Origin of the sequence: Salipiger sp. HF18 (genome assembly GCF_011806505.1) — a bacterium.
Classification (GTDB): Bacteria; Pseudomonadota; Alphaproteobacteria; order Rhodobacterales; family Rhodobacteraceae; genus Salipiger; species Salipiger thiooxidans.
Window position 1 is genome coordinate 1 of sequence record NZ_JAATOS010000005.1, and the last position, 20,017, is coordinate 20,017.

Consider the following 20,017-nt stretch of genomic DNA (forward strand, 5'->3'; position numbering starts at 1 on the left):
CTTGGCAAGCCGCGCCTGCCAGAGATGGCGGGTCGTCGGATAGGGCACAACCTCGGGGTCGCCGACGATCTGCGCGCTCAGCCGAAGCAGCGCCTCAGCGGTGAGTCGGGCCGGATCAGAGACGCTTTGCCGGACGAACTCCTCGAGCACCTCGTGGATCAGCGTGCCGCGCAGAAGCGCGTCGGGGGCGCGTTGCAGCGGGTTCAGCGCCTGAAGTTTCAGCACGCGTCGGGCGTAGATGTGGAAGGGGTCGCGCAGCAGCGTCTTGATCTCGGTGACCGAGAGCGCGCGTGGCCGGGCCTCGACCGGGGGGGCGGGCGAGGGCCGCGTGGCCGGCGGGCTGGGCCGCGGCGTCTCGAGCGCGCGGGCCAGCGCCAGCCAGTGCGCGCCCCGCTGCTTCATTGCCGCCAGCGCCTCGGGTCCATGACGGGCGGGCAGGCCGTTCATCAGGTTCATCAGCCGGTTCAGCCAGCGCGAGGGCACGGTCTCGGCGTCGTCGGATTTCAGCGCACGGGTCAGCCAGACCTGCGGCGCGGCGACCGCCTGCTGGAAGTCATGCGCGGCAAGGCCGATGCGCCGCTCGGGCACCAAAAGCCCCGCCTTGTGCCGCATCCGGCGGTTCAGCCACGGGTCGGCGCCGGGCAGTTCCGGCCAGGAGCCTTCGTTGAGCCCGCCGAGGATCAGCAGGTCGGCGCCGTTCACCCGCGCCTCGAGCGTGCCCCAGATCAGAATGCGCGGGTGCGGAGCGTCGCGGTCGCGCAGCTCGCCACGCGAAAGCACCGCGTTGAAGAGGTCCGCGTAGTCACGCGCGTCGAGATCTGTGCCGTAGCCCGCCTCGTCCCGCAGCCCGTCGACGGTGGCACGGGTCTTGCGCCCTGCGGCCTCCTTCCACAGCTCCGAGTCGTCGGCCATGGGACCGGCGGCGATCGCCTCGGCGCGGGCGACGTGCAGATCGAGCCAGTCGGCGAGCGGATGCGTCCCGTGCACCGGCGGCTGGCAGAAGCTCGCGGCGACCCAGTCGGCCCAGGGACCGAAGCCCTCGGCCTCGCCCCAGGCGCGCAGTTTGTCGGGCTGCGGGTAGGGCCAGGACTTGTTGCGGATGTGCAGCTCGAGCTCGCGGGTCGCACGCAGGTGCTCGCCGCGGTCGTGGCCGGAGTGGGTGAGCGGGTGCTTGAGCAGGGTCAGCAGCGCCTCGGCGGTCAGATCCTGCTGGAACAGGGTCGAAACGTGGCGCAGGAAGCGGCCCGGCGGGGTCAGCTGTAGCGGCGTGCCGGCGCTGTCGTCGGGCAGGATGCCCCAGCGGTCGAGCGCGGCGGTGACCTGCCGCGTGAGCATCCGGTCGGGGGTGATGAGCGCCGCGGTGACGCCGTCCTCCGCCGCCTGCCGCAGGCGCAGGGCAATTGCGGTGGCCTCGTCGCGCTGCGAGGCGGCCTCGACCAGCGTGAGCTCGGAGGTCGCCTCGGTGAGGTCGGGCAGGCTTGGCCCCTCGTCGCGCCATTGATCGGTGACCGGCGCCGGGCGCAGCGCCAGCGAGACCAGCCGGTTGCGCCCGTCGTTGGGCGCCGCATCGCCGCTCCAGCGGGCGATATCGTCCGGGCGCAGCCCGAGCCCGTGCATGAGGCGTGCAAAACGGAACTGCGGGTGATCCTCGCCCGACAGCGCGTCGGTGAGCCCGTCCCAGACGCTGGCCGGGGTGTCGAAGTCGAAGCCGGGCAGCACCAGCGCGCCCTGCGGCAATCGCGCCACCGCGTTCATCAGCCGGTTGGTTCCCCCGCGCGAACCGGTCGAGCCGGCAAGGATCACCGGATGGCTCGGCGGCGAGATCTCCCAGTCCTTCAGTCTCTGTTCCAGCGCAAGACGGCGGAACGCGTTGACGTCGGGCGCCTCTTCGCCGGTCTCGAAATAGCGCTGCACGATGTTGAAGAAGCTGAGCGCGCGCTGCCAGTGGCCGGACTCGTCGCTCACGTCGAGCTGTGCGATATCGTCGGGCGAGACGCCCTCGTCCTGCATCTCGTCCATCAGCGTGGCGAGGCTGTCGGCGAGGTCGAAGAGCGCGGTGCGCGGCGCGAGATCGGGCTGCGCGTCGAGCAGTTTCGACACCAGCCCGGTGAGCTCGAGCCGGCGCCGCAGCGGCGAGACCGGCGCCGGCAGGTCGGCAAGCGCGATCGGGTCGGCGATCTCGGTCAGCAGGCGGATGCGGGGCATCAGCGTTGCGGGACCGGCGTCGAAGATCTGCCGGATCCGCCGCGCCATGCGGGTGGTGTTCACGATCAGCTCGACCCGGGCCATGGCCTCGGGCGGCAGGCCCGTCATGCGCTGCTTCAGCCCTGCGACCAGCGCCGCGGGGAAGTCGACGCCCGGGGCGAGCGCGAAAACGCGGGGGGTCTCGGACGGATCAAACATCGGCGGCCAGCATCTCTTCGGCGAGGCGGATGCCCTCGGGGTGGCCGACGTCGCACCAGCGCCCGGGGTAGGGCAGGCCGAACAGGCGCTCGTCGGCGCTCATGGCGTTCCAGACGAGGTTCAGCGAGAACACCGGCTCGGAGATCTCGGCGAGCCGCCCGGTGCGCAGGATCTGGGCGCCGGTGTAGACGAAATCGCCGCCACGGCTGAGCTGCCCGTCGTCCCGGATCGAGAAATCGCCGCCGCCCTTGCGCCCGACGGCGCGCGGCAGGGGCACGCAGAGCAGCAGCGCATCCATGCGGTCGGGGTCCCAGGCGTCGGTCAGCAGGTTCAGCGGGTTGGGCCCGGACCAGACCGCGTCGGTGTTGAGCGTGAAGACCGGGTCGGCGTCGAGCACCGGCAGGGCGGCGCGCAACCCGCCGCCGGTGTCGAGAATGCGCGGCTCTTCGCGCGAGACGGCGACCTCGCGCCCGAGCAGGTGCGCCTCGATCTGGTCGGCGCGGTAATGCGCGTTGGCGACGCGGCGCATGGTCCCGAGCCCTTCGGTCAGGTCGAGCGCGTGGTCGATGAGCGGCTTGCCGGCCACCTCGATCAGCGGTTTCGGCCGGTCCGCGGTAAGCGCCCCCATGCGGGTGCCGAAACCGGCGGCGAAAAGCATCAGGGCGTCGGGCATGGGTCTTTCAGCCTTTGAAGGATGTCGGGCGTGGGGGCGGGAAGGGCCTCGTGCAGGATCGCGGTGACCTCCGCAAGAGCGGGGTGGCGCAGGTCGTGCTGGAGATGGTCCCAGACGCGCGGAACGAGGTCGATGTAGCCGGGCTTGCCACGGGTGGCGGCGAGCCGGGCGAAGACGCCGAGGATGCGCAGGTTGCGCTGGGCGCCAAGCACGGCAAGCGCCGTGCGGAAGGGCGCCTCCGGTAGGCCGGTTGCGCCGAGATAGTGTCGAATTACGGCCTCGGCAGTATCGTTCGAGACGTCGCGGCGGGCGTCCTCGATCAGCGATACGAGGTCATAGGCGCGGTGCCCGGAAAGTGCGTCCTGGAAGTCGAGCAGACCGGCGCGGGCGGCCGCCTCGCGCTCGGGCAGCCAGAGGATGTTCTCGGCGTGATAGTCGCGCAGGATCATCACGTCGGTATCGGCTGCGTGGTTCGTGAGCGCGGTCTCGAAGGCGCGGGCACAGCGCTCGGCGGTGCCGGGCGCGGGGGCGTGGTCGGCGTTGGTTGCGTAGCAGGTGAAGGCGAGGTCGGTCATCGCCGCCAGCCGCGGCGGATCGGCGAGCGGCAGACCTTGCGGCGGCGCGTGGCGGTGCAGGGTCACCAACGCGTCTGTTGCGGCAAGATAGAGCCTCTTTTCGCTCTCGGCATCGGTGGCGAGCCGGGCGATGAGCCCGTCGCCAAGATCCTCGAGCAGCAGCAGGCCGGGCGCCTCGGCGAGGATGCGCGGCGCGCTCAGCCCGAGCGACAGCAGGTGCCGCGACAGCCGGGCGAAAAGCGCGGTGTCACCGTCGGGGTCCTGCATCAGGATGGCGTGCTCTTCGCCACGCCGCAGCCTTGTGTAGCGCCGGGATGAGGCGTCGCCGGCTAGCGGATGTGCCTCGGCGCCGTCCCAGCCGGCACTCTTCAGGAAGGTCTCGGTCATGCCAGAAGCTCCGCCACCAACCCGTCCCAGCGCGGATCACTCCAGTCCAGCGACAGCTGGCGCGACTCGTCCGCGCTGCCGGCGTCGAAGCTCAGCGACAGAGCGGTGGACGGGGTCAGGTCCTGCAGCCGGTCGGGCCATTCGACGAGGCAGATCGCGGTTTCGAAGGCGTCGGCGAGGCCGAGCTCGACGCATTGGTCGGGGTCGGAGAGCCGGTAGAGATCCGCGTGCCAGAGCTCGCCCGCAGGGGTGTCATAGACCTGCACGAGGGTGAAAGTGGGCGAGGGCACGTCCTCGGGCATCTCCTGCAACGACTGGATCAGGCAGCGGGCGAAATGGGTCTTGCCCGCGCCGATCCCGCCGGACAGCAGCAGAACGTCGCCCGGGGCAAGCCGGGGAGCAAGCCGCGCGGCAAGTGCGCAGGTGGCATCGGGAGAGGGGAGCGTCAGCTCGGCGCGCGGCGGGGTCATGGCGCGAAGATACCGCGCCACTTGGGCGGTGCAAGCGGGATCGGCTGGGATCAGGCGCGGGCCTGCAGGCTCTCTGCCAGGGAAGCGCCGGGCCGTCCCACGGGGCCCGAGAAGCGCACCATGGTAGAGCCCCCGACCAGCGGCTCCGCCCGAAGCGTCAGCGTCTGGCCGTCCTGCCGCGTGAGCTCGGCGTCCCAGCCGGCGCGGTCGCGCAGGGTCAGTACGAAATCGCGCAGGTCGGGCCAGATCGGGCTCGGGTCGCAGCCCGCTTGCCAGAGCCGCGAGGCGTCGGCGATGTCGGTGTCGGCGAGGCTGCCATCCGGGTCGCCGCCCCACATATCGCGGTAGGCGGCGTTGCAGAAACTGAGCACGCCGAGCTGCGAGAACACCGCGACCGCGTCGTCGAGACTGTCGAGCACCGCCTGCGTGACCTCGATCTCCTGCCGGAAGCGCCGGGTGAGCGAGATCTCGGCGGTGATGTCCTCGAACAGGAAGGCGACGCCGCCGTCCGGATGCGGCCGCCCGGTGACCCGGTATGTGAGCCCCGAGGCGAGGTTCCACGTCTCGATGTAGTGGTCGGTGCTGGCGGCGGCGATCACGTCGCGCAGCGTGTCACGCCAGCCGCCGTAATCCTTGGGCTCGGGCATCATGCGCTTTTCGCGCAGCATGTCGAAGAAGCTGAGCAGGTTCGGCCGCGCACTGAGGAAATCCGCCGCGAGCCCGGTCAGGTCGACCAGCGCGGGGTTGAACAGCACCAGCCGTCGGTCGCGATCGAACACCGCCAGCGCGATGGGCAGATGCGCGAAGATCCGGGTCAGGGTCTGCAGGAAGTTGCGCTGGGCGATTTCCGCATGGATCACCGCGTCGATGGATTGCGCGTAGTGCAGCCAGCCGTCGGGCAGGCGGTAGGACTGCACCTCGAACCAGGCCTGCGAGTTCTCGGCCCGGCTGCCGATGCTGCTGCGGGTGACATGATATTCCTCGCCGATGTCGGGCAGGATCGCGAAAGGCGGCACCGAGTGGTCGGGCAGCCCGGCCTGCGCGCAGAGATCGGCAAATCCCGCGTTGCTCCAGACCACGCGGCGGTCGGCGTCGGTCTGCCAGATCGGCATCGGTGCGCGGGTCACCACCCGGCGCAGCTGCGCCAGTTCGCGCTGGTCGGTGCGGTAGCGAAGCAGGTCGCCGCTGCCGGTGGGCGGCGTGGTGATCGTCATGCGAAGCTCGGCGTCCTCGGGGGTGAGCCGCAGCAGCGTCTGCGGGTCGTCATGGGCCTGCAGGATCACCGGGCTGCGCGGTGGCGCGTCAGGCAGCGGGCCGAAGCTGGGCTCGAGCGCGGCGCGAATGTCGCGCCAGCCCAACCGTTCGTCGCGCCGGCAGTCCAGAAGGCGTCGGGCCTGCGGTGTCGCCTCGGTCAGGACGCCGTCGGTGACGAGCATCTCGACCGGGTCCCCGTCCGACCGGGCGGCCACGACCGCCCCCGTCTCGGTGCGGCGCGTCCGTTGCAGAAGGTAGCCGCCCACAAGCGCGGCCCCACCCGCACCGAGGCCGGCCGCGAGTGCATGAGCCAGATCCATCAAGGCAAGTGTCCGAATTCATTGTCCCCAGTCCGTGACTAGGGAAAGAAGGTTAATTAGTTGTAAATACTCGCTGACAGGTGGAGCGATCAGGCCTCGAAGCGCTGGTTTTCCCCAAGCGGGGCGCCGGGCTCGGGGCGTGGCGGCACGATGCTCTGGCGCGGCCAGACAACCTCGACGATGGCACCGCGCGGGGCGCCCTGTCGCGTGGGCTCGTTGAGATCCGCGCCGTTGGCGAAGCTCAGCTCGGCGCCGGAGCGCTCGAGCAGGGTCTTGGCGATGAAGAGCCCCAGTCCCATGCCCTCGTACTCGGGCCGGGTCAGGCGGTCGGCCTCGCTGCGGCGGCGGCGCATCAGTGGGTCGCCGAGCCTGCCGATCAGGTGCGGCGGGTAGCCGTCGCCGTCGTCGAGAATGCGGACAGTGACCGTGGCCTCGTCCCAGAGCGCTTCGACCCAGACCTGGCAGCGGGCGAAGTCCACGGCGTTCTGCACGAGGTTGCGCAGCCCGTGGATGACCTCGGGCCGGCGCAGGATCTGCGGCTGCTCGACGGGGTCGAGCCCGGGCGTGTCGAGCGAGATCTCCTTGCCGCGGTTCTCGTGCGGCTCGGCGGCCTCGCGGATGACCTCGGTGAGCGGCGCCTGCCGCAGGTGCAGGTCGTCCTTCCCGGCCCGGCCCATGCTGCGCAGGATGTCGCGGCAGCGGTCGGCCTGATCGCGGATCAGTCGCGCGTCCTCCTGCAGGTCGGGGTGGTCCTCGAGGTCGTCGATGAGCTCGGCCGAGGTCAGCTTGATCGTGGCAAGCGGCGTGCCGAGCTCATGCGCGGCCGCGGCCACGACACCGCCGAGGTCGTTGAGCTTCTGCGCCCGCGACAGCGCCATCTGGGTGGCGGTCAGCGCGTCGGACATGGCGTTCATCTCGCGCGTGATGCGGCGGGCGTAGACCGAGATGAAGACCAGTGCGATGGTGATCGCGACCCATTGCCCGAAGATGAAGACCTGCGGCAGCTCGAGCGTGGTGCCGTCGTAGGTGCGCAGCGGAAAATGCACGAAGGCCATCAGCGAGATCAGCGCGAAGGCGGTGGCGTTGAGCACGATGGTCGGGCGCAGCGACAGCACCGCCGCCGAGGTCGTCACCGGCCCCAGCACGAGGATCGAGAACGGGTTGTTGAGCCCCCCGGTGAGGAACAGCAGCGCGCAGAGCTGCAGAATGTCGAACATCACCATCAGGAAGTTCTCGGTCTCGGACAGGCGCTTGTTCTCGGGGAAGACGAACATCGCCACGAGGTTGCCGATCACCGAGACGCCGACCACGAGGTAGCACAGCCCGAGCTCGAGCCGCAGATCGTAGAGCTGCTGCGCGACGGTGATCGCGATGAGCTGCCCGCCGATGGCGACCCAGCGCAGAAGGATCATCGTCCTGAGCCGGATGAAGTTGCTGCGCTGGCCCTCGTCGAGCAATCCTAGGTCGGTCTGGCTCATACTGCGCGCTTTCGTCACTTGATCCTGCGGCCCCGATTGTTAGGTCTGCGATACAGATTTCGCAATCAACTCGGGAGGCCAGTCTCATGCGCTGGATCGCCGCTGCCGCCGCCGCACTCTTTCTTGTCCTGATGATGGGGGGCGTGTGGTATTGGACGCGGCCCGGGGGCGATGTCTTCGCCGATTGCCGCAGCAGCGCCGTCGCAGGCGGCGCCGGTGCAATCGGCGGCCCGTTCGAACTGGTGAACGCGCAGGGCGAGACGGTCACCGATGCGGATGTGTTTACCGAGCCGTCGCTGGTCTACTTCGGCTACACCTTCTGTCCCGACGTCTGCCCGTTCGACGTCTCGCGCAACGCCGAGGCGGTTGACCTTCTGGCCGAGCGCGGCATCTCGGTGACGCCGGTGTTCATCTCCATCGACCCCGAGCGCGACACGCCCGAGGTGGTCGGCGACTTCGCCTACAACATGCACGAGAAGATGATCGGCCTCACCGGCTCGCCCGAGCAGGTGCAGGCGGCAAGCCAGGCGTACCGCACGTATTACAAGAAGCAGGAGTCCGAGGACGAGTTCTACCTCGTGGATCACTCGACCTTCACCTATCTCGTACTGCCCGAGCAGGGCTTCGTCGAATTCTTCCGGCGCGACGTGACACCCGAGGACATGGCGGAGAAATCTGCCTGCTTCATCGACAAGATGTGAACTCGGCGAGGATTTGACCCCCATCGCCTTGCGGGATATTAGAAAAATCCACAGGGCGAACAGGACTGGGAAAATTCTCGTGTCGGAACAGATCATCGAAGACCTTGGCCACGACCGCTCGCTGCTTCTTGTCGACGACGACGAACCCTTCCTGCGGCGGCTTGCCAAGGCGATGGAGAAGCGCGGCTTCGAGGTCGAGACCGCGGAGTCCGTCGCGGGCGGCAAGGCCATCGCCACGGCGCGGCCCCCGGCCTACGCGGTGGTGGACCTGCGGCTCGAGGATGGCAACGGGCTCGACGTGGTCGAGGTGCTGCGCGAGCGGCGGCCGGACTCGCGCATCGTGGTGCTCACCGGCTACGGCGCCATCGCCACCGCCGTGGCGGCGGTGAAGATCGGCGCGACCGACTATCTCTCGAAACCGGCGGATGCCACTGACATCACCAACGCGCTGCTGGCGCGCGGCGATGACCTGCCGCCCCCGCCCGAGAACCCGATGAGCGCCGACCGGGTGCGCTGGGAGCACATCCAGCGGGTCTACGAGCTGTGCGACCGCAACGTCTCCGAGACCGCGCGACGGCTCAACATGCACCGGCGGACGCTGCAGCGGATCCTCGCGAAACGCTCGCCGCGCTGAGGCGCCCGGCGCAGCCCTTGTTGTAACCAAGGGCTGCAAACCCCACATATAGAAGACACGCAACGGTGCCGGAAAGCGCATCGTCGCGCATCCGGTCGAGGATGATCTTTCCGGCGGAAAGGAAGGATCATGTTCAAACGTCTGTTCACCGCATCGCTGATCCTTGGCACCGCAGCGCTGGCGCCGCCCGTGGCAGAGGCGCAGCAGGTCCGTTTCTGCGCCCCGCGCGACAGCGTCGTCACCCAGCTCGAGAAACGCTTCGCCGAGCGGCGCATCGCGATCGGCCTGCAATCCCCCGCCACGCTGATGGAGCTCTGGGGCTCGGAAGAGACCGGCACCTTCACGGTGCTGCTGACCAGCGCCGCCGGGCAAAGCTGCGTGCTGGCCTCGGGTGGGGCGCTGATGCTCGACCTGCCGGAGCAGCCCGAGGTCGGAACGAGGACCGGGTTCTGAGCCGGGTCAGAGATCGTAGCGCTTCAGCACCTTGTCGACGACCTGGCCATTGGCCATGACGTAGCCCTCGATGCGGCCGTAATCCTCGAAGCCGCGGCTCTGGTAGTAGATCAGCCCGCCCTCGTTGTCGGCGCGGATCTCGGCGTTGATCCAGGCGTAGCCTGCGGTGCGGGCGGCGCGCTTCGTGGCATCGAAGAGCTTCGAGCCGATGCCCAGTCCGGTCTTGCCGACGCGGGCGAAGCTGGCGATCTGCGCGACCGTCTCGCCCAGCTTGAGATGCGGGTCGACCCACTGGAAGCCCATGATCTGCCCGGTGGCGTCCTCGGCCACGTGCCAGATCGAGCGCGGGTCCGCCTCCATCCAGTTCAGCAGGTCCTCGCGGGTCACCGGCTCGGTGATGGCAGTGGTGCCGCCGATGGCGATGACCTCGTTCAGAAGCTCCGCCATCGGGCGGGCGTCCAACGGACCGGCGCGACGCACGGTGATCATGGCAGGGCCTCCAGCAGTTCGGCGTGACGTGCGGTGAAGGCGCGGCGCACCTCGACCGGCGGGCGCAGGGGGATGTCGAGCCCCGCGATCAGCTCGTCGGCGGGGCGTCCGAAGAATCGCTTGGCCTCGGCCTCGGTGAAGCCGGCGATCTGGGTGGCCTCCATGAAGGCCGACACCATGTCGGCCTTCTTGATCCGCTTCTTCAGCGCCGAGGTGGTCTGCGCGGGCAGGCCGAAGCGGATGTGGATCGCCGCCTCGAGCCGCTTGTCGAGCTCCTTGTACTCGGGCCCCACCGCGGCCTTCACCGGCGAGATCATGTCGCCGATGACGTATTCCGGCGCGTCATGCAGCAGCGCGGTCAGCTTCGCGGCGGCGTTGGCGGTGGGATACATGCGCGAGAACAGCGCCTCGACCAGAAGCGAATGTTCGGCGACGGAGTAGGGGAAGTCGCCCTCTGTCTGGCCGTTCCAGCGGGCGACGAAGGCAAGGCCGTGGGCGATGTCCTCGATCTCGATGTCCACCGGGGTGGGATCGAGCAGATCGAGACGGCGGCCCGAGAGCATCCGTTGCCAGGCGCGGGGCTGCTTGGACATGTGTTAGAGTTCCAGATCTTCGCAGGCGTAGACGTGAATTCCGTGCAGCTTCCCGACATGCCGGTAGCCGAGGCCGCGAAAACTGCGCCGGATCCACTGTTGCTGCCCGAGATACCCGAGAATCAGGATGGGTTTCCAGCGGTGGATGCGAAGATAGGCGCCTCGCAGCGCAGGCTTCTCGTGACCCTCGACATCGAACCGCAGGATCGTCACCCGTTGAGCCGCAGGATCGTCACCCATCGGGACGGCGGTGTCACGACGTCGGGCATGACCGCCTGAACCTCGCCCGGCTCCTCGGTCACCCGCGAGAGCCCGCCGGGGCTGTGGCCTTCGCCATCGCGGGTGCGGAAGAGCAGCGGGCCCTCGCGGTTCGAGAGCGCGGCATTGGTCAGGGTGACGTTGCCGCGCCCGTTCAGCGCGACGGTTCTGCGGGCGGCATCGAAACTGCCCGGATTGGGCTCGAAGACCCGGACCCTGCGCCTTTGGGCCGTGGCAAAGGACAGCGCGGGAAGGAAATCTCCGAGGAAAGCGCCGGCGTGGATGATATCGCCGTCTCCGGCGCGGGCACGCATGAAACGCAGGGTTTCAGGTTCACGAACCCGGCCCGGGATCACGGAAAGGGCGGCCGGATGCGTCTCGGGTCCCGGGGGAACGCAATATCGCCCGAATTCGTTCGCGGGATGGCTTTCGTCCGTATTTTTCACCGCTCTGGCCCCGTCTGCGCCCGGCATTATGGTTCTGTTTGCCGAGGAGCCTTATCTGCGTTGCCTGCATAATCAAGGAATGCTAGGCCAAGGTCATCTTGCAAAAGGTGAATGGAGCGCCTGTTATGGCTCAAGACTACATCGTTAAAGATATTTCCCTGGCCGATTTTGGCCGCAAAGAACTTGATATTGCAGAAACTGAAATGCCGGGCCTCATGGCCTGCCGTGCCGAATTCGGCGAAGAGCAACCGCTGAAAGGCGCGCGCATCGTCGGATCGCTGCACATGACCATCCAGACCGCCGTTCTCATCGAGACGCTGGTCGCGCTGGGCGCCGACGTGCGCTGGGCGTCGTGCAACATCTTCTCGACGCAGGACCACGCGGCCGCGGCAATTGCCGCCAGCGGCACGCCGGTCTTCGCCGTGAAGGGGCAGACGCTGGAAGAGCACTGGGACTACCTCGACAAGTCCTTCATGTTCGAGGAAGGCCCGAACATGATCCTCGATGACGGCGGCGATGCGACGCTCTACGTCCTGCTCGGCGCTCGCGCCGAGGCGGGCGAGGACATCATCCCGGTGCCGCAGTCCGAGGAAGAGGCCGTCATCAAGGCGCAGATCAAGAAGCGCATGGAGGCGAGCCCCGGCTGGTTCACCAAGGTTCGCGACCAGATCAAGGGCGTCTCGGAAGAGACCACCACTGGCGTGCACCGTCTCTACGAGCTGCAGAAGAACGGCCAGCTGCCGTTCCCGGCGATCAACGTCAACGACTCGGTGACCAAGTCGAAGTTCGACAACAAGTACGGCTGCAAGGAATCGCTCGTGGACGGCATCCGCCGCGCCACCGACACGATGATGGCCGGCAAGGTCGCCGTGGTCTGCGGCTACGGTGACGTGGGCAAGGGCTCGGCAGCCTCGCTCGCCGGCGCCGGCGCCCGCGTGAAGGTGACCGAAGCCGACCCGATCTGCGCACTTCAGGCCGCCATGGACGGGTTCGAGGTCGTACTGCTCGAGGACGTTGTCGGCAGCGCCGACATCTTCGTCACCACAACCGGCAACAAGGACGTGATCCGCATCGAGCACATGCGCGAGATGAAGGACATGGCCATCGTCGGCAACATCGGCCACTTCGACAACGAGATCCAGGTTGCGCAGCTGAAGAACCACAAGTGGACCAACATCAAGGACCAGGTAGACATGATCGAGATGCCCTCGGGCTCGCGCATCATCCTGCTGTCCGAAGGTCGTCTGCTGAACCTCGGCAACGCCACCGGCCACCCGTCCTTCGTGATGTCGGCCTCCTTCACCAACCAGACGCTCGCCCAGATCGAGCTGTGGAAGAACGGCGAAGGCTACGACAACAAGGTCTACATCCTGCCCAAGCACCTCGACGAGAAGGTCGCGCGCCTGCACCTTGGCCGGATCGGCGTGAAGCTGACCACGCTCACCCCCGAGCAGGCCGCCTATATCGGCGTGGCGCCGGAAGGCCCCTTCAAGCCCGAGCACTACCGCTACTGAGCCGTCTCCGCGGGCCTGCCCGCAGCACTGGCATTTCTGCAGCGCCCCGGCCCGTCGCCGGGGCGTTTTGCCGTCCGGGGGTTGCGCCGCGGCGCGAAGGGCGGTGCGGTGCCCGCAACGGATTCGAAAGGGAAGACCATGAGAGTCATCATTCACGGTGTGGGCGCCATCGGCGGTGTCGTGGGCGCGGCGCTGATCGAGGCCGGGACCGAGGGTCTGGGAATCGCCCGCGGGCGGATGCTGGCGGCGCTGCAGGCGGACGGGATCCGCATGATCAGCCACCGCGGCACCGTCGAGCTGCCGTTCCCCTGTGTCGCCCACCCCTCGGAGATCACCTTCCGGCCCGACGACGTGGTGCTGCTCTGCGTGAAGGGGCAGGACACGGCGGCGGCGCTCGAGGACCTGCGGGCGGCAGGGATGACCGACCAGCCGCTGTTCTGCTGCCAGAACGGAGTCGCCAACGAGCGGGTGGCGCTGCGCTATTTCCCCAACGTGCACGGCGTCACGGTGATGATGCCCGCGACCTATCTCGAGCCGGGCGAGGTCATCACCCACGGCGCGCCCTGCTACGGGCTGTTTGCGCTCGGCCGCTACCCCGGCGGCACCGATGCCGCCGACGAGGCGCTGAAGCAGGCGCTGGAGCGCGCCAACATCGCGGCCTTCACCTCGGCCGAGGTGATGCGCACGAAATACGGCAAGCTGCTGATGAACCTCGGCAACATCGTCGACGCGCTGCTGCCGCTCGGGGTCGACCGGCCGCGCTTCACCGACCGGCTCAAGGCCGAGGCGACCGCGGTGTTCGAGGCCGCGGGCATCGGCTGGGAGGACGTGGGCCTCGACAACCCGCAGCGCAAGGACGTGATGCAGATCGTCGAGATCGAGGGCACGCCGCGCCCGGGCAGTTCGACCCGGCAGAGCCTCGCGCGGGGGGCGGGCAGCGTCGAGACCGACTACCTCAACGGCGAGATCGCGCTGCTGGGCCGCCTGCATGGCGTGCCGGTGCCGCTGAACGCGACGCTGACCGCGCTCGCCGCCGAGCGGGTGGCGAGCGGGCAGGGGGCCGGCAGCATTTCCGAGGACGAGCTCGAGCGCCTGTACGCCTCCTGAGAGGGGGCTCCCGGCGGGACGGGCAGGAGCCTCCGGCGGGAGTTTATCGGGCAAGATGAAGGCCTGACGGTCGTTACGAAAGTGACACCGTTCGGCAATCATCCCGTCACCGGGAAGCGGTAGCAGCGGTCATCCTCTTTCAATCATGGATGATCCTCATGCGTCTTTCGCTTTCCGTCTTCGCCGTTGCCGCGGTTCTCGCCGCGCCCGCCCTCGCCGAAGAGAGCTTTCCCGCCACCCTCGCCGGCCACGCCTTCCTGCCGGCGCTGTCGCTGGTCGAGCCGCCGGCCGACGCGCCGCGCGATGCCTGGATCTCGGGCAAGTTCACCGGTGCCGCCCGCAACGAGCAGGCGATGAGCGTGATGGGCGACGTCGGCAAGAGCTACGGCGGCCACGCCACCGGGATCGCGGTTCCGTTCATCGGCCAGCCGGTGCAGGGCATGTCGGGCTTCGCGATGACCCGGGCCGAGGACGGCAGCTGGTACACGCTCACCGACAACGGTTTCGGCAACAAGCGCAACTCGCCCGACGCGATGCTGTTCTTCCACAAGATGGCGCCGGATTTCGAGACCAACACGGTGGAGCGCCGCGACACGATCTTCCTGTCGGACCCCGACCACAAGGTGCCGTTCCGCATCGCCTATGAAGGCACCGAGAGCCGCTACCTGACCGGCGCCGATTTCGACCCCGAGTCGATCCAGGTGCTGGGCGACGAGATCTTCATCGGCGAGGAATTCGGCCCCTACATCATCCGCGCCACGCTCGACGGCGTGGTCAAGGAGGTCTACGCCACCGAGCTCGACGGCAAGACCCTGACCGGGCCGGACACTTACAGCGTCTTCGTTCCCGCCGCCGCCGGCACCGATTTTCAGGTGCAGCGTTCGGGCGGCTACGAGGGCATGGCGCTGCAGCCGGGCACCGATATGCTCTGGGCGATGCTCGAGAAGCCGATCCTGCTCGACGGCGGCGAGACCGAGGGTCCGTTCCTGCGTGTCATCCAGTTCGACCCGAAGGCGGGCGCCTGGACCGGCGAGAGCGTGAAGTTCCAGCTGGCCGAGGGCGCGACCGCCATCGGCGACTTCAACTTCATCGACGAGACCCGCGCGCTGGTGATCGAGCGTGACAACGGCGAGGGCGACGCGGCGCAGGGCTGTGCCGAGGGCGCGACCGATCTCTCGGCCTGCTACCCGCACCCGGCCATGGTGAAGAACATCGTGCTCGTCGACATGTCCGACGTCGACGAGGACGGTTTCGTGCGCCGCATCGGCCACATCGACCTGCTCGACATCGCCGATCCCGACGGCATCGCGCTTGACGGCATGAAGCCCGCGGAAGGCCCGTTCACCTTCCCGTTCTTCACCATCGAGGACGTGGCCCGCGTCGACGAGACCCACATCCTCGTCGCCAACGACAACAACCTGCCGTTCTCGGGCGGCCGCGAGATCGGCGTCGCCGCGAACAACGAGTTCATCCTGCTGTCGGTGCCGGAACTCCTGTCGGCGGAATGACCCAACGGCCGGGGGCGGGCAGGCGCCTGTCCCCGGACCCTTTCCGGCCCGTCATCGCAGGGGCTTGCGCCTGGGCGGCGCCTCGGCCTCGGTGCGGGGCGGGAAGCCGATGGCGAGGATCAGCCCCGCCACAAGGATCAGCGCGTGGGGCAGGAAGACGCCGGGATAGAGCAGCATCAGGAACGGTCCCGCGCCCTCGGGCTGGCCGAACCACGCCTGCATCCCCGCCATCAGCCCGTCCCAGTTCGAGACGTGCATCTCGTTCCAGAGCCCCATCACCGGCACGATGGCCTCGCAGCCGGCCTCGAGTCTTTCGAGCACGCGCTCGTAGCCCTGCTGCCAGGACTTGAAGAGCGCGTCGATCCACCAGAAGGGGACGGTGCTGAGCGTCGCGAGCACCAGCGCGATGCGGCCGTTCCTTGTCACCGAGTTGCTGTAGGCCGCCAGCATCCCCGCAAGCGCCACCGTAACCGACCAGCCCTTGAGGGTCAGCGAGTAGCCGTTGAAGCTCTCGTAGGCGCTGAAGACCATGCTGTATTGCGTGGCCGCATCCGTGCAGTCCATGGTGTTCCTCTCCCTGAATGGCAGGAGGCGCGGACGCCTCCCGCCGGTGCGCCCCGGTCAGGCGAAGCGCTTGATCTCTCCCGATTTGAGCCGCGCGTTGTAGCTGTTCAGTTCGGCCTTCACGATCGGCATCAGGAAGTAGAGCCCGAAAATGTTCACCAGCCCCATCGCGAAGATCGCGGCGTCGGAGAAGTCGATCACCGGGCCGAGGTTCATCGCCGCGCCGATGATGACGAAGACGCAGAACAGGATCTTGAAGGACAGCTCCTGCGCCTTGCCCTCGCCGAACATGTAGGTCCACGCCTTGAGGCCGTAGTAGCTCCAGGAGATCATCGTGGAGAAGGCGAAGAGGATCACCGCGATCGCGAGGATGTAGGGGAACCAGCTCAGCGCCGAGCCGAAAGCGGCCGAGGTCAGCGCCACGCCCGAGACGTCGCCCACGGTCTCGACCCGGCCGAGCTCGGCGTTCCAGAGGTAGTTGCCGGTCTCGGGGTCGACCTGCAGCACGCCGGTGATGATGATCACGAGCGCGGTCATGGTGCAGATCACCACGGTGTCGATGAAGGGTTCGAGCAGCGACACGAAGCCTTCGGTGATCGGCTCCTTGGTCTTCACCGCCGAGTGCGCGATGGCGGCCGAGCCCACGCCCGCCTCGTTCGAGAAGGCGGCGCGCTTGAAGCCCTGGATCAGCGCGCCGACGAGCCCGCCCGCGACGCCCGCGCCGGTGAAGGCGCCGTCGAAGACCTCACCGAAGGCCCAGCCGATCCTGTCGTAGTTGATCAGCAGCACGATCAGCGCGGTGCCGACGTAGAGCACGCCCATGAAGGGCACGATCTTCTCGGTCACCTGTGCGATGGACTTCAGGCCCCCGACGATGACGGCAAAGACGATGGCCGCGAAGATCACGCCGGTGATCCAGCCCGGGTAGTCGCCGACGATGTTGACGAGCTGCGCATGGGCCTGGTTGGCCTGGAACATGTTGCCGCCGCCGAGCGAGCCCAGCACGCAGAAGATCGCGAAGAGAATCGCCAGCCCCTTGCCGAGTCCGCCGAAGCCGCGCACCGCCATGCCCTTGGACAGGTAGTACATCGGCCCGCCCGAGACGGTGCCGTCCGGGTACTCGTTGCGGAACTTCACGCCGAGGGTGCATTCGGTGAATTTCGAGGCCATGCCCATGAGGCCCGCGAGGATCATCCAGAAGGTGGCTCCGGGGCCGCCGATGGAGACCGCCACCGCGACGCCCGCGATGTTGCCGAGGCCTACTGTGCCTGAAAGCGCCGTGGCGAGGGCCTGGAAGTGACTGACCTCGCCCGCGTCATTGGGGTCGGAGTACTTGCCCGACACCAGCGCGATGGAATGCGGGAACGAGCGGAACTGCACGAAGGCGAAATAGAGGGTGAAGATCGTCGCCGCGATCACCAGCCAGAGCACGATCCACGGGAACGAGGTGCCGGGAAAGGGCGAGAAGATGAAGCTGACGAAGGGGCCGGTGACGGCGCCGACGACCGAGTTGATGGTCTCGTCGATGGTCTGGGCCTGCGCGGCGGCACCCGAGAGCGCGAAGCCGGCGGCGAGGGGAAAGGCTTTTCTGTCAAACATTCCGGTGTCTCCTTGGCTCAGGGCACAATGACTGTGGGGACGGGGGCGACCTGCGCGAGCCCCAGAGGGACCGAGCCGAAGACCCGCGCCGCCATGGAGTTCGAGCCCGCCCGGCCCACGAAGATCACCGTCGCTCCGGCGGTCTTGGTCTCTTCCAGGATCAGCTCGACGACCTGGCCGTAGCGGATCTTGCCGTCCGCCGGGACGCCGGCGGCCTCGCATTTCGCCAGTGCAGGCGCCATGACGACCTCGTTGGCGCGGGCGAGTTCCTGCTTGCGCCGGCCGTGACGCTCTTCCACTTCCTGCGGGGTGAGGAAGGAGTAGGGCGACCATTCGAGCACGTGGATCAGCAGCAGCCGGGCGCCTTCGGCCTTGGCGCGATGGATCGCGTAGTCGAGCACGTTGGGGTCGTCTGGGTCGCCCTCGTAGGCGACGACGAATGTTTCTGAACTCATTGCGACTGTCCCTTTTTGTCTTTAATCCGCCAGCCCGCGGCGCGAAATCGGTGCGTCACGGATGCGACAATGCTGGGCGAGGGGTGCTGCAGCTGTCACGAGATTTTTTCATATCAACCTGAAATTGTGAGATTCTCGCGGAATTTCGCCGTGAATTGCAGAAACGCAGCAGCGCAAAAGTCTTTTTCTCTGCGTCCATGGCGATAAGCTGGGGCCGTTCGCGGCACCGGATCCGCGACTCTGGGGCGGGACATCCGCCAGGAACGGGAGGAGACACCATGGGCAAACGAGACGAGCTGATCGCGAAATACGCTGACGATCTGCGCGGGAAATGCGGGATGGAGCCAGACATGGACCTGCTGACCAAGGTCACCATCGGCTGCGGTCCGGCGATCTACAACGACGACGCCTCGACCGTCGCCGCCACGCAGGAGGGCGAGCTCGAAACGGTGAAGACCAACTTCCTGATGCGCAAGCTGGGCCTGCCGGACGGGCCCGAGCTGATGGATGCGATCAACTCGGTGATCGAGACCTACGGCCGGTCCGAGCGCAACAAGTACCGCGCCGTGGTCTACTACCTGCTGGTGAAGCACTTCGGGAAGGAAGGCGCCTACGCCTGATCCATCCACCGCGCGTGGCGCCCGGGTCTTAACCGGGCGTTGCCGTTTTCCATCAGGGTTTTAGACAGTTCGCCTTTGCTCCTGGGGTGTGGAATCGTGTAGAACCGGGGGGTGGCCAGAAGGCCGGAACCGGATCGAACCGATCACATGTGGGAGCATGGGTGGGGTGAGAGCGGGGTTCGGCCTCTGACCGGACCCCGTTTCGCCGTTTGGCGGAGGGGTTACTCAGCCTGGGTCTGTGACCGCGATGGTCGGTCCGGGGGACGTCGGCGGCAATGGCCGTACGGGGCCGTTCTTCTTCCGCCCGCAAAGAACGAGCCCCCGGCTCTTTGAGCCCGGCAAACTCAGCCCGACACCTCAGCCCTGAAACAGCTTCAGCACCAGCCCCATCAGCGCACAGCCGAAGGTGGCGTAGGCGCCGTTGATCAGCGTCAGCCGGAAGGGGCGCATCTCGCAGGCGTTGTTGATCATGATCCACGGCGAGATGAAGAAGAGCCCGCTGCCCGGCCCCGCCCCGAGGGCCGCGCCCGGCGAGGGGATGCCGCCCATGCCGAAGATGTGGCGCGTCATGCCCGCGACCAGAAGCATCGCCTCGGCGGAAAGGACGAAGGGAAGGGGGCTGCCGCCCTTGGGCTTGCCGGGTTCGTCGCATTCGATGCCGGTGGCCGCCAGCCACGCCTTCGAAAGGGTCATCTAACACCGCTAACACCGCGCCCGGGATCCACCCGGCCGCCGCCGCCACGATCACCGCCAACGGTCCCATTGCCGAAATCTCCCGTTCTGACGTGTCAGACGCGGAACCTCTGCCAGGTCGGCGCAGGTGCGCCTAGAGTTCGATCCCGGCCATGGCACAGATCGCGTGCCATTCGTCCTCGGTCACCGGCTGCACCGACAGGCGCGAGTTCTTCACCAGCACCATGTCCGTGAGGCGCGGGTCGGCCTTGATGTCGTCGAGGGTGACCGGGGTGCGGGCCGGGGCCAGCGCGCGGATGTCGACGCACTCCCAGCGGTCATCGTCGGTCGAGCTGTCGGGGTGCGACTCGGCGCTGACCTCGACCGCGCCCACGATCGCCTTCTCCTTGAGGGAATGGTAGAAGAAGCCGCGGTCGCCGAGCGCCATCTCGCGCATGAAGTTGCGGGCCTGGTAATTGCGGACGCCGGTCCATTCCTCGCCCGCGTCACCCTTGGCGACCTGGTCTTCCCAGGACCAGGCCGAGGGCTCTGACTTGAAGAGCCAGTATTTCATCAGATCACCTTCTTCCATGCCATCAGCTCGACGCTCTCGAAGAGCCCGGCCTTGGCGTAGGGATCGTTGGCGGCCCAGTCCTGCGCCGCGCTCATGTCGGTGACGTCGAGGATCACGAGGCTGCCCGCCATGTCGCCGGCGTCATCCAGCAGCGGACCCGCCTGCGTCACGACGCCGGTCGAGTCGATGTAGGCGAGATGGGCATCGCGGTTGTCCTTGCGGGTCTGCAGGGCGCCTTTCTTGTCCTTGGCGATGAGGGCGATCAGCATG

General features: G+C 67.7%; 23 protein-coding genes. 7 read left to right on the top strand and 16 right to left on the bottom strand.

Annotated elements, in window-relative coordinates; genetic code table 11:
* From addB to regB, 6 genes are all read right to left on the bottom strand, one after another.
* Positions 1–2,403: double-strand break repair protein AddB (gene addB, locus HC022_RS01515; RefSeq protein ID WP_167451071.1), on the bottom strand; the 2,403-nt coding region annotated here is incomplete at its 3' end.
* Positions 2,396–3,076 carry a nucleotidyltransferase family protein gene (locus HC022_RS01520; RefSeq protein WP_167451072.1) on the bottom strand — a complete coding sequence of 227 codons (681 nt, stop codon included), beginning with the start codon at positions 3,074–3,076 and terminating at the stop codon, positions 2,396–2,398. The genes addB and HC022_RS01520, both read right to left, overlap by 8 nt.
* On the bottom strand, positions 3,061–4,038 hold the full coding sequence (locus HC022_RS01525) for an aminoglycoside phosphotransferase family protein (RefSeq protein WP_167451073.1): 978 nt from the start codon (positions 4,036–4,038) through the stop codon (positions 3,061–3,063). Before HC022_RS01525 ends, HC022_RS01520 begins: the two co-directional genes overlap by 16 nt.
* Complete coding sequence (tsaE, locus tag HC022_RS01530) at positions 4,035–4,508, bottom strand: tRNA (adenosine(37)-N6)-threonylcarbamoyltransferase complex ATPase subunit type 1 TsaE (RefSeq protein WP_167451074.1); 474 nt, start codon at positions 4,506–4,508, stop codon at positions 4,035–4,037. The genes HC022_RS01525 and tsaE overlap by 4 nt, the downstream gene beginning before the upstream one ends.
* Positions 4,509–4,558: 50 nt before the next feature.
* Positions 4,559–6,082, bottom strand: a complete 1,524-nt coding sequence (locus HC022_RS01535; RefSeq protein WP_167451075.1) for a PAS-domain containing protein — start codon at positions 6,080–6,082, stop codon at positions 4,559–4,561.
* Positions 6,083–6,171: 89 nt separating this feature from the next.
* The gene (regB, locus tag HC022_RS01540) at positions 6,172–7,560 is read right to left on the bottom strand and encodes a sensor histidine kinase RegB (protein WP_175583408.1); all 1,389 of its coding nucleotides are present in this window, start codon (positions 7,558–7,560) and stop codon (positions 6,172–6,174) included.
* Between the two features lie 86 nt (positions 7,561–7,646).
* Here regB and HC022_RS01545 point away from each other — a divergent pair, with 86 nt between their 5' ends.
* From HC022_RS01545 to HC022_RS01555, 3 genes are all read left to right on the top strand, one after another.
* Entirely contained in the window at positions 7,647–8,261 is a 615-nt protein-coding gene (locus tag HC022_RS01545; RefSeq protein WP_167451077.1) for an SCO family protein, read from the top strand.
* Positions 8,262–8,340: 79 nt separating this feature from the next.
* Positions 8,341–8,895: an ActR/PrrA/RegA family redox response regulator transcription factor gene (locus HC022_RS01550; protein ID WP_167451078.1), complete on the top strand. Its 555-nt coding sequence runs from the start codon at positions 8,341–8,343 to the stop codon at positions 8,893–8,895.
* A 129-nt stretch (positions 8,896–9,024) separates the two neighbouring features.
* Positions 9,025–9,348: a hypothetical protein gene (locus tag HC022_RS01555; RefSeq protein WP_167451079.1), complete on the top strand. Its 324-nt coding sequence runs from the start codon at positions 9,025–9,027 to the stop codon at positions 9,346–9,348.
* Positions 9,349–9,354: 6 nt separating this feature from the next.
* On the opposite strand, the gene HC022_RS01560 is transcribed toward HC022_RS01555, so the two are convergent.
* The 4 genes from HC022_RS01560 to HC022_RS01575 are packed head-to-tail and all read right to left on the bottom strand — an operon-like array spanning position 9,355 to position 11,002.
* Complete coding sequence (locus HC022_RS01560) at positions 9,355–9,837, bottom strand: GNAT family N-acetyltransferase (RefSeq protein WP_008886632.1); 483 nt, start codon at positions 9,835–9,837, stop codon at positions 9,355–9,357.
* Positions 9,834–10,430 (bottom strand): HD family hydrolase, encoded by a 597-nt coding sequence (locus HC022_RS01565; protein WP_167451080.1) that lies wholly within the window; start codon positions 10,428–10,430, stop codon positions 9,834–9,836. Before HC022_RS01565 ends, HC022_RS01560 begins: the two co-directional genes overlap by 4 nt.
* Before the next feature lie 3 nt (positions 10,431–10,433).
* The gene (locus HC022_RS01570) at positions 10,434–10,643 is read right to left on the bottom strand and encodes an FkbM family methyltransferase (protein WP_167451081.1); all 210 of its coding nucleotides are present in this window, start codon (positions 10,641–10,643) and stop codon (positions 10,434–10,436) included.
* Positions 10,640–11,002, bottom strand: coding sequence for an FkbM family methyltransferase (locus HC022_RS01575; protein ID WP_167451082.1), 363 nt, complete (start codon positions 11,000–11,002; stop codon positions 10,640–10,642). Before HC022_RS01575 ends, HC022_RS01570 begins: the two co-directional genes overlap by 4 nt.
* A 257-nt stretch (positions 11,003–11,259) precedes the next feature.
* Between HC022_RS01575 and ahcY the strand changes: the two genes are divergently transcribed.
* From ahcY to HC022_RS01590, 3 genes are all read left to right on the top strand, one after another.
* Positions 11,260–12,648: an adenosylhomocysteinase gene (gene ahcY, locus HC022_RS01580; RefSeq protein ID WP_089956210.1), complete on the top strand. Its 1,389-nt coding sequence runs from the start codon at positions 11,260–11,262 to the stop codon at positions 12,646–12,648.
* Between the two features lie 138 nt (positions 12,649–12,786).
* Positions 12,787–13,755: a ketopantoate reductase family protein gene (locus tag HC022_RS01585; protein WP_167451083.1), complete on the top strand. Its 969-nt coding sequence runs from the start codon at positions 12,787–12,789 to the stop codon at positions 13,753–13,755.
* 158 nt (positions 13,756–13,913) lie between these two features.
* Positions 13,914–15,263, top strand: coding sequence for an esterase-like activity of phytase family protein (locus HC022_RS01590; protein ID WP_167451084.1), 1,350 nt, complete (start codon positions 13,914–13,916; stop codon positions 15,261–15,263).
* A 51-nt stretch (positions 15,264–15,314) separates the two neighbouring features.
* Here the strand turns inward: HC022_RS01590 and HC022_RS01595 are convergent, their stop codons facing one another.
* The 3 genes from HC022_RS01595 to HC022_RS01605 are packed head-to-tail and all read right to left on the bottom strand — an operon-like array spanning position 15,315 to position 17,881.
* Positions 15,315–15,827 carry a hypothetical protein gene (locus HC022_RS01595; protein WP_167451085.1) on the bottom strand — a complete coding sequence of 171 codons (513 nt, stop codon included), beginning with the start codon at positions 15,825–15,827 and terminating at the stop codon, positions 15,315–15,317.
* 57 nt (positions 15,828–15,884) lie between these two features.
* On the bottom strand, positions 15,885–17,426 hold the full coding sequence (locus HC022_RS01600; protein WP_167451086.1) for a sodium:alanine symporter family protein: 1,542 nt from the start codon (positions 17,424–17,426) through the stop codon (positions 15,885–15,887).
* Positions 17,427–17,443: 17 nt separating this feature from the next.
* Entirely contained in the window at positions 17,444–17,881 is a 438-nt protein-coding gene (locus tag HC022_RS01605; RefSeq protein ID WP_167451087.1) for a universal stress protein, read from the bottom strand.
* Positions 17,882–18,159: 278 nt separating this feature from the next.
* Here HC022_RS01605 and HC022_RS01610 point away from each other — a divergent pair, with 278 nt between their 5' ends.
* Positions 18,160–18,501 (top strand): DUF2853 family protein, encoded by a 342-nt coding sequence (locus tag HC022_RS01610; protein ID WP_008886822.1) that lies wholly within the window; start codon positions 18,160–18,162, stop codon positions 18,499–18,501.
* 357 nt (positions 18,502–18,858) lie between these two features.
* Here HC022_RS01610 and HC022_RS01615 read toward each other — a convergent pair whose 3' ends face one another.
* From HC022_RS01615 to HC022_RS01625, 3 genes are all read right to left on the bottom strand, one after another.
* Positions 18,859–19,194, bottom strand: a complete 336-nt coding sequence (locus HC022_RS01615) for a DUF1761 domain-containing protein (protein ID WP_368484593.1) — start codon at positions 19,192–19,194, stop codon at positions 18,859–18,861.
* A gap of 133 nt (positions 19,195–19,327) precedes the next feature.
* Positions 19,328–19,747 (bottom strand): EVE domain-containing protein, encoded by a 420-nt coding sequence (locus HC022_RS01620; protein WP_167451099.1) that lies wholly within the window; start codon positions 19,745–19,747, stop codon positions 19,328–19,330.
* The gene (locus tag HC022_RS01625; protein ID WP_089956193.1) at positions 19,747–20,016 is read right to left on the bottom strand and encodes a YciI family protein; all 270 of its coding nucleotides are present in this window, start codon (positions 20,014–20,016) and stop codon (positions 19,747–19,749) included. Before HC022_RS01625 ends, HC022_RS01620 begins: the two co-directional genes overlap by 1 nt.
* Between the last annotated feature and the right edge of the window lies 1 nt (position 20,017).

Bases quoted from the DNA above. Each gene is read 5' to 3' on its own strand.
- tsaE (WP_167451074.1), bottom strand. From the start codon at position 4,508: ATGACCCCGCCGCGCGCCGAGCTGACGCTCCCCTCTCCCGATGCCACC.
- HC022_RS01535 (WP_167451075.1), bottom strand. From the start codon at position 6,082: ATGGATCTGGCTCATGCACTCGCGGCCGGCCTCGGTGCGGGTGGGGCC.
- HC022_RS01525 (WP_167451073.1), bottom strand. From the start codon at position 4,038: ATGACCGAGACCTTCCTGAAGAGTGCCGGCTGGGACGGCGCCGAGGCA.
- HC022_RS01610 (WP_008886822.1), top strand. From the start codon at position 18,160: ATGGGCAAACGAGACGAGCTGATCGCGAAATACGCTGACGATCTGCGC.
- regB (WP_175583408.1), bottom strand. From the start codon at position 7,560: ATGAGCCAGACCGACCTAGGATTGCTCGACGAGGGCCAGCGCAGCAAC.
- HC022_RS01595 (WP_167451085.1), bottom strand. From the start codon at position 15,827: ATGGACTGCACGGATGCGGCCACGCAATACAGCATGGTCTTCAGCGCC.
- HC022_RS01585 (WP_167451083.1), top strand. From the start codon at position 12,787: ATGAGAGTCATCATTCACGGTGTGGGCGCCATCGGCGGTGTCGTGGGC.
- HC022_RS01555 (WP_167451079.1), top strand. From the start codon at position 9,025: ATGTTCAAACGTCTGTTCACCGCATCGCTGATCCTTGGCACCGCAGCG.
- HC022_RS01560 (WP_008886632.1), bottom strand. From the start codon at position 9,837: ATGATCACCGTGCGTCGCGCCGGTCCGTTGGACGCCCGCCCGATGGCG.
- HC022_RS01600 (WP_167451086.1), bottom strand. From the start codon at position 17,426: ATGTTTGACAGAAAAGCCTTTCCCCTCGCCGCCGGCTTCGCGCTCTCG.
- HC022_RS01565 (WP_167451080.1), bottom strand. From the start codon at position 10,430: ATGTCCAAGCAGCCCCGCGCCTGGCAACGGATGCTCTCGGGCCGCCGT.
- HC022_RS01625 (WP_089956193.1), bottom strand. From the start codon at position 20,016: ATGCTGATCGCCCTCATCGCCAAGGACAAGAAAGGCGCCCTGCAGACC.
- HC022_RS01575 (WP_167451082.1), bottom strand. From the start codon at position 11,002: ATGCGTGCCCGCGCCGGAGACGGCGATATCATCCACGCCGGCGCTTTC.
- ahcY (WP_089956210.1), top strand. From the start codon at position 11,260: ATGGCTCAAGACTACATCGTTAAAGATATTTCCCTGGCCGATTTTGGC.
- HC022_RS01545 (WP_167451077.1), top strand. From the start codon at position 7,647: ATGCGCTGGATCGCCGCTGCCGCCGCCGCACTCTTTCTTGTCCTGATG.
- HC022_RS01590 (WP_167451084.1), top strand. From the start codon at position 13,914: ATGCGTCTTTCGCTTTCCGTCTTCGCCGTTGCCGCGGTTCTCGCCGCG.
- HC022_RS01620 (WP_167451099.1), bottom strand. From the start codon at position 19,747: ATGAAATACTGGCTCTTCAAGTCAGAGCCCTCGGCCTGGTCCTGGGAA.
- HC022_RS01605 (WP_167451087.1), bottom strand. From the start codon at position 17,881: ATGAGTTCAGAAACATTCGTCGTCGCCTACGAGGGCGACCCAGACGAC.
- HC022_RS01520 (WP_167451072.1), bottom strand. From the start codon at position 3,076: ATGCCCGACGCCCTGATGCTTTTCGCCGCCGGTTTCGGCACCCGCATG.
- HC022_RS01615 (WP_368484593.1), bottom strand. From the start codon at position 19,194: ATGACCCTTTCGAAGGCGTGGCTGGCGGCCACCGGCATCGAATGCGAC.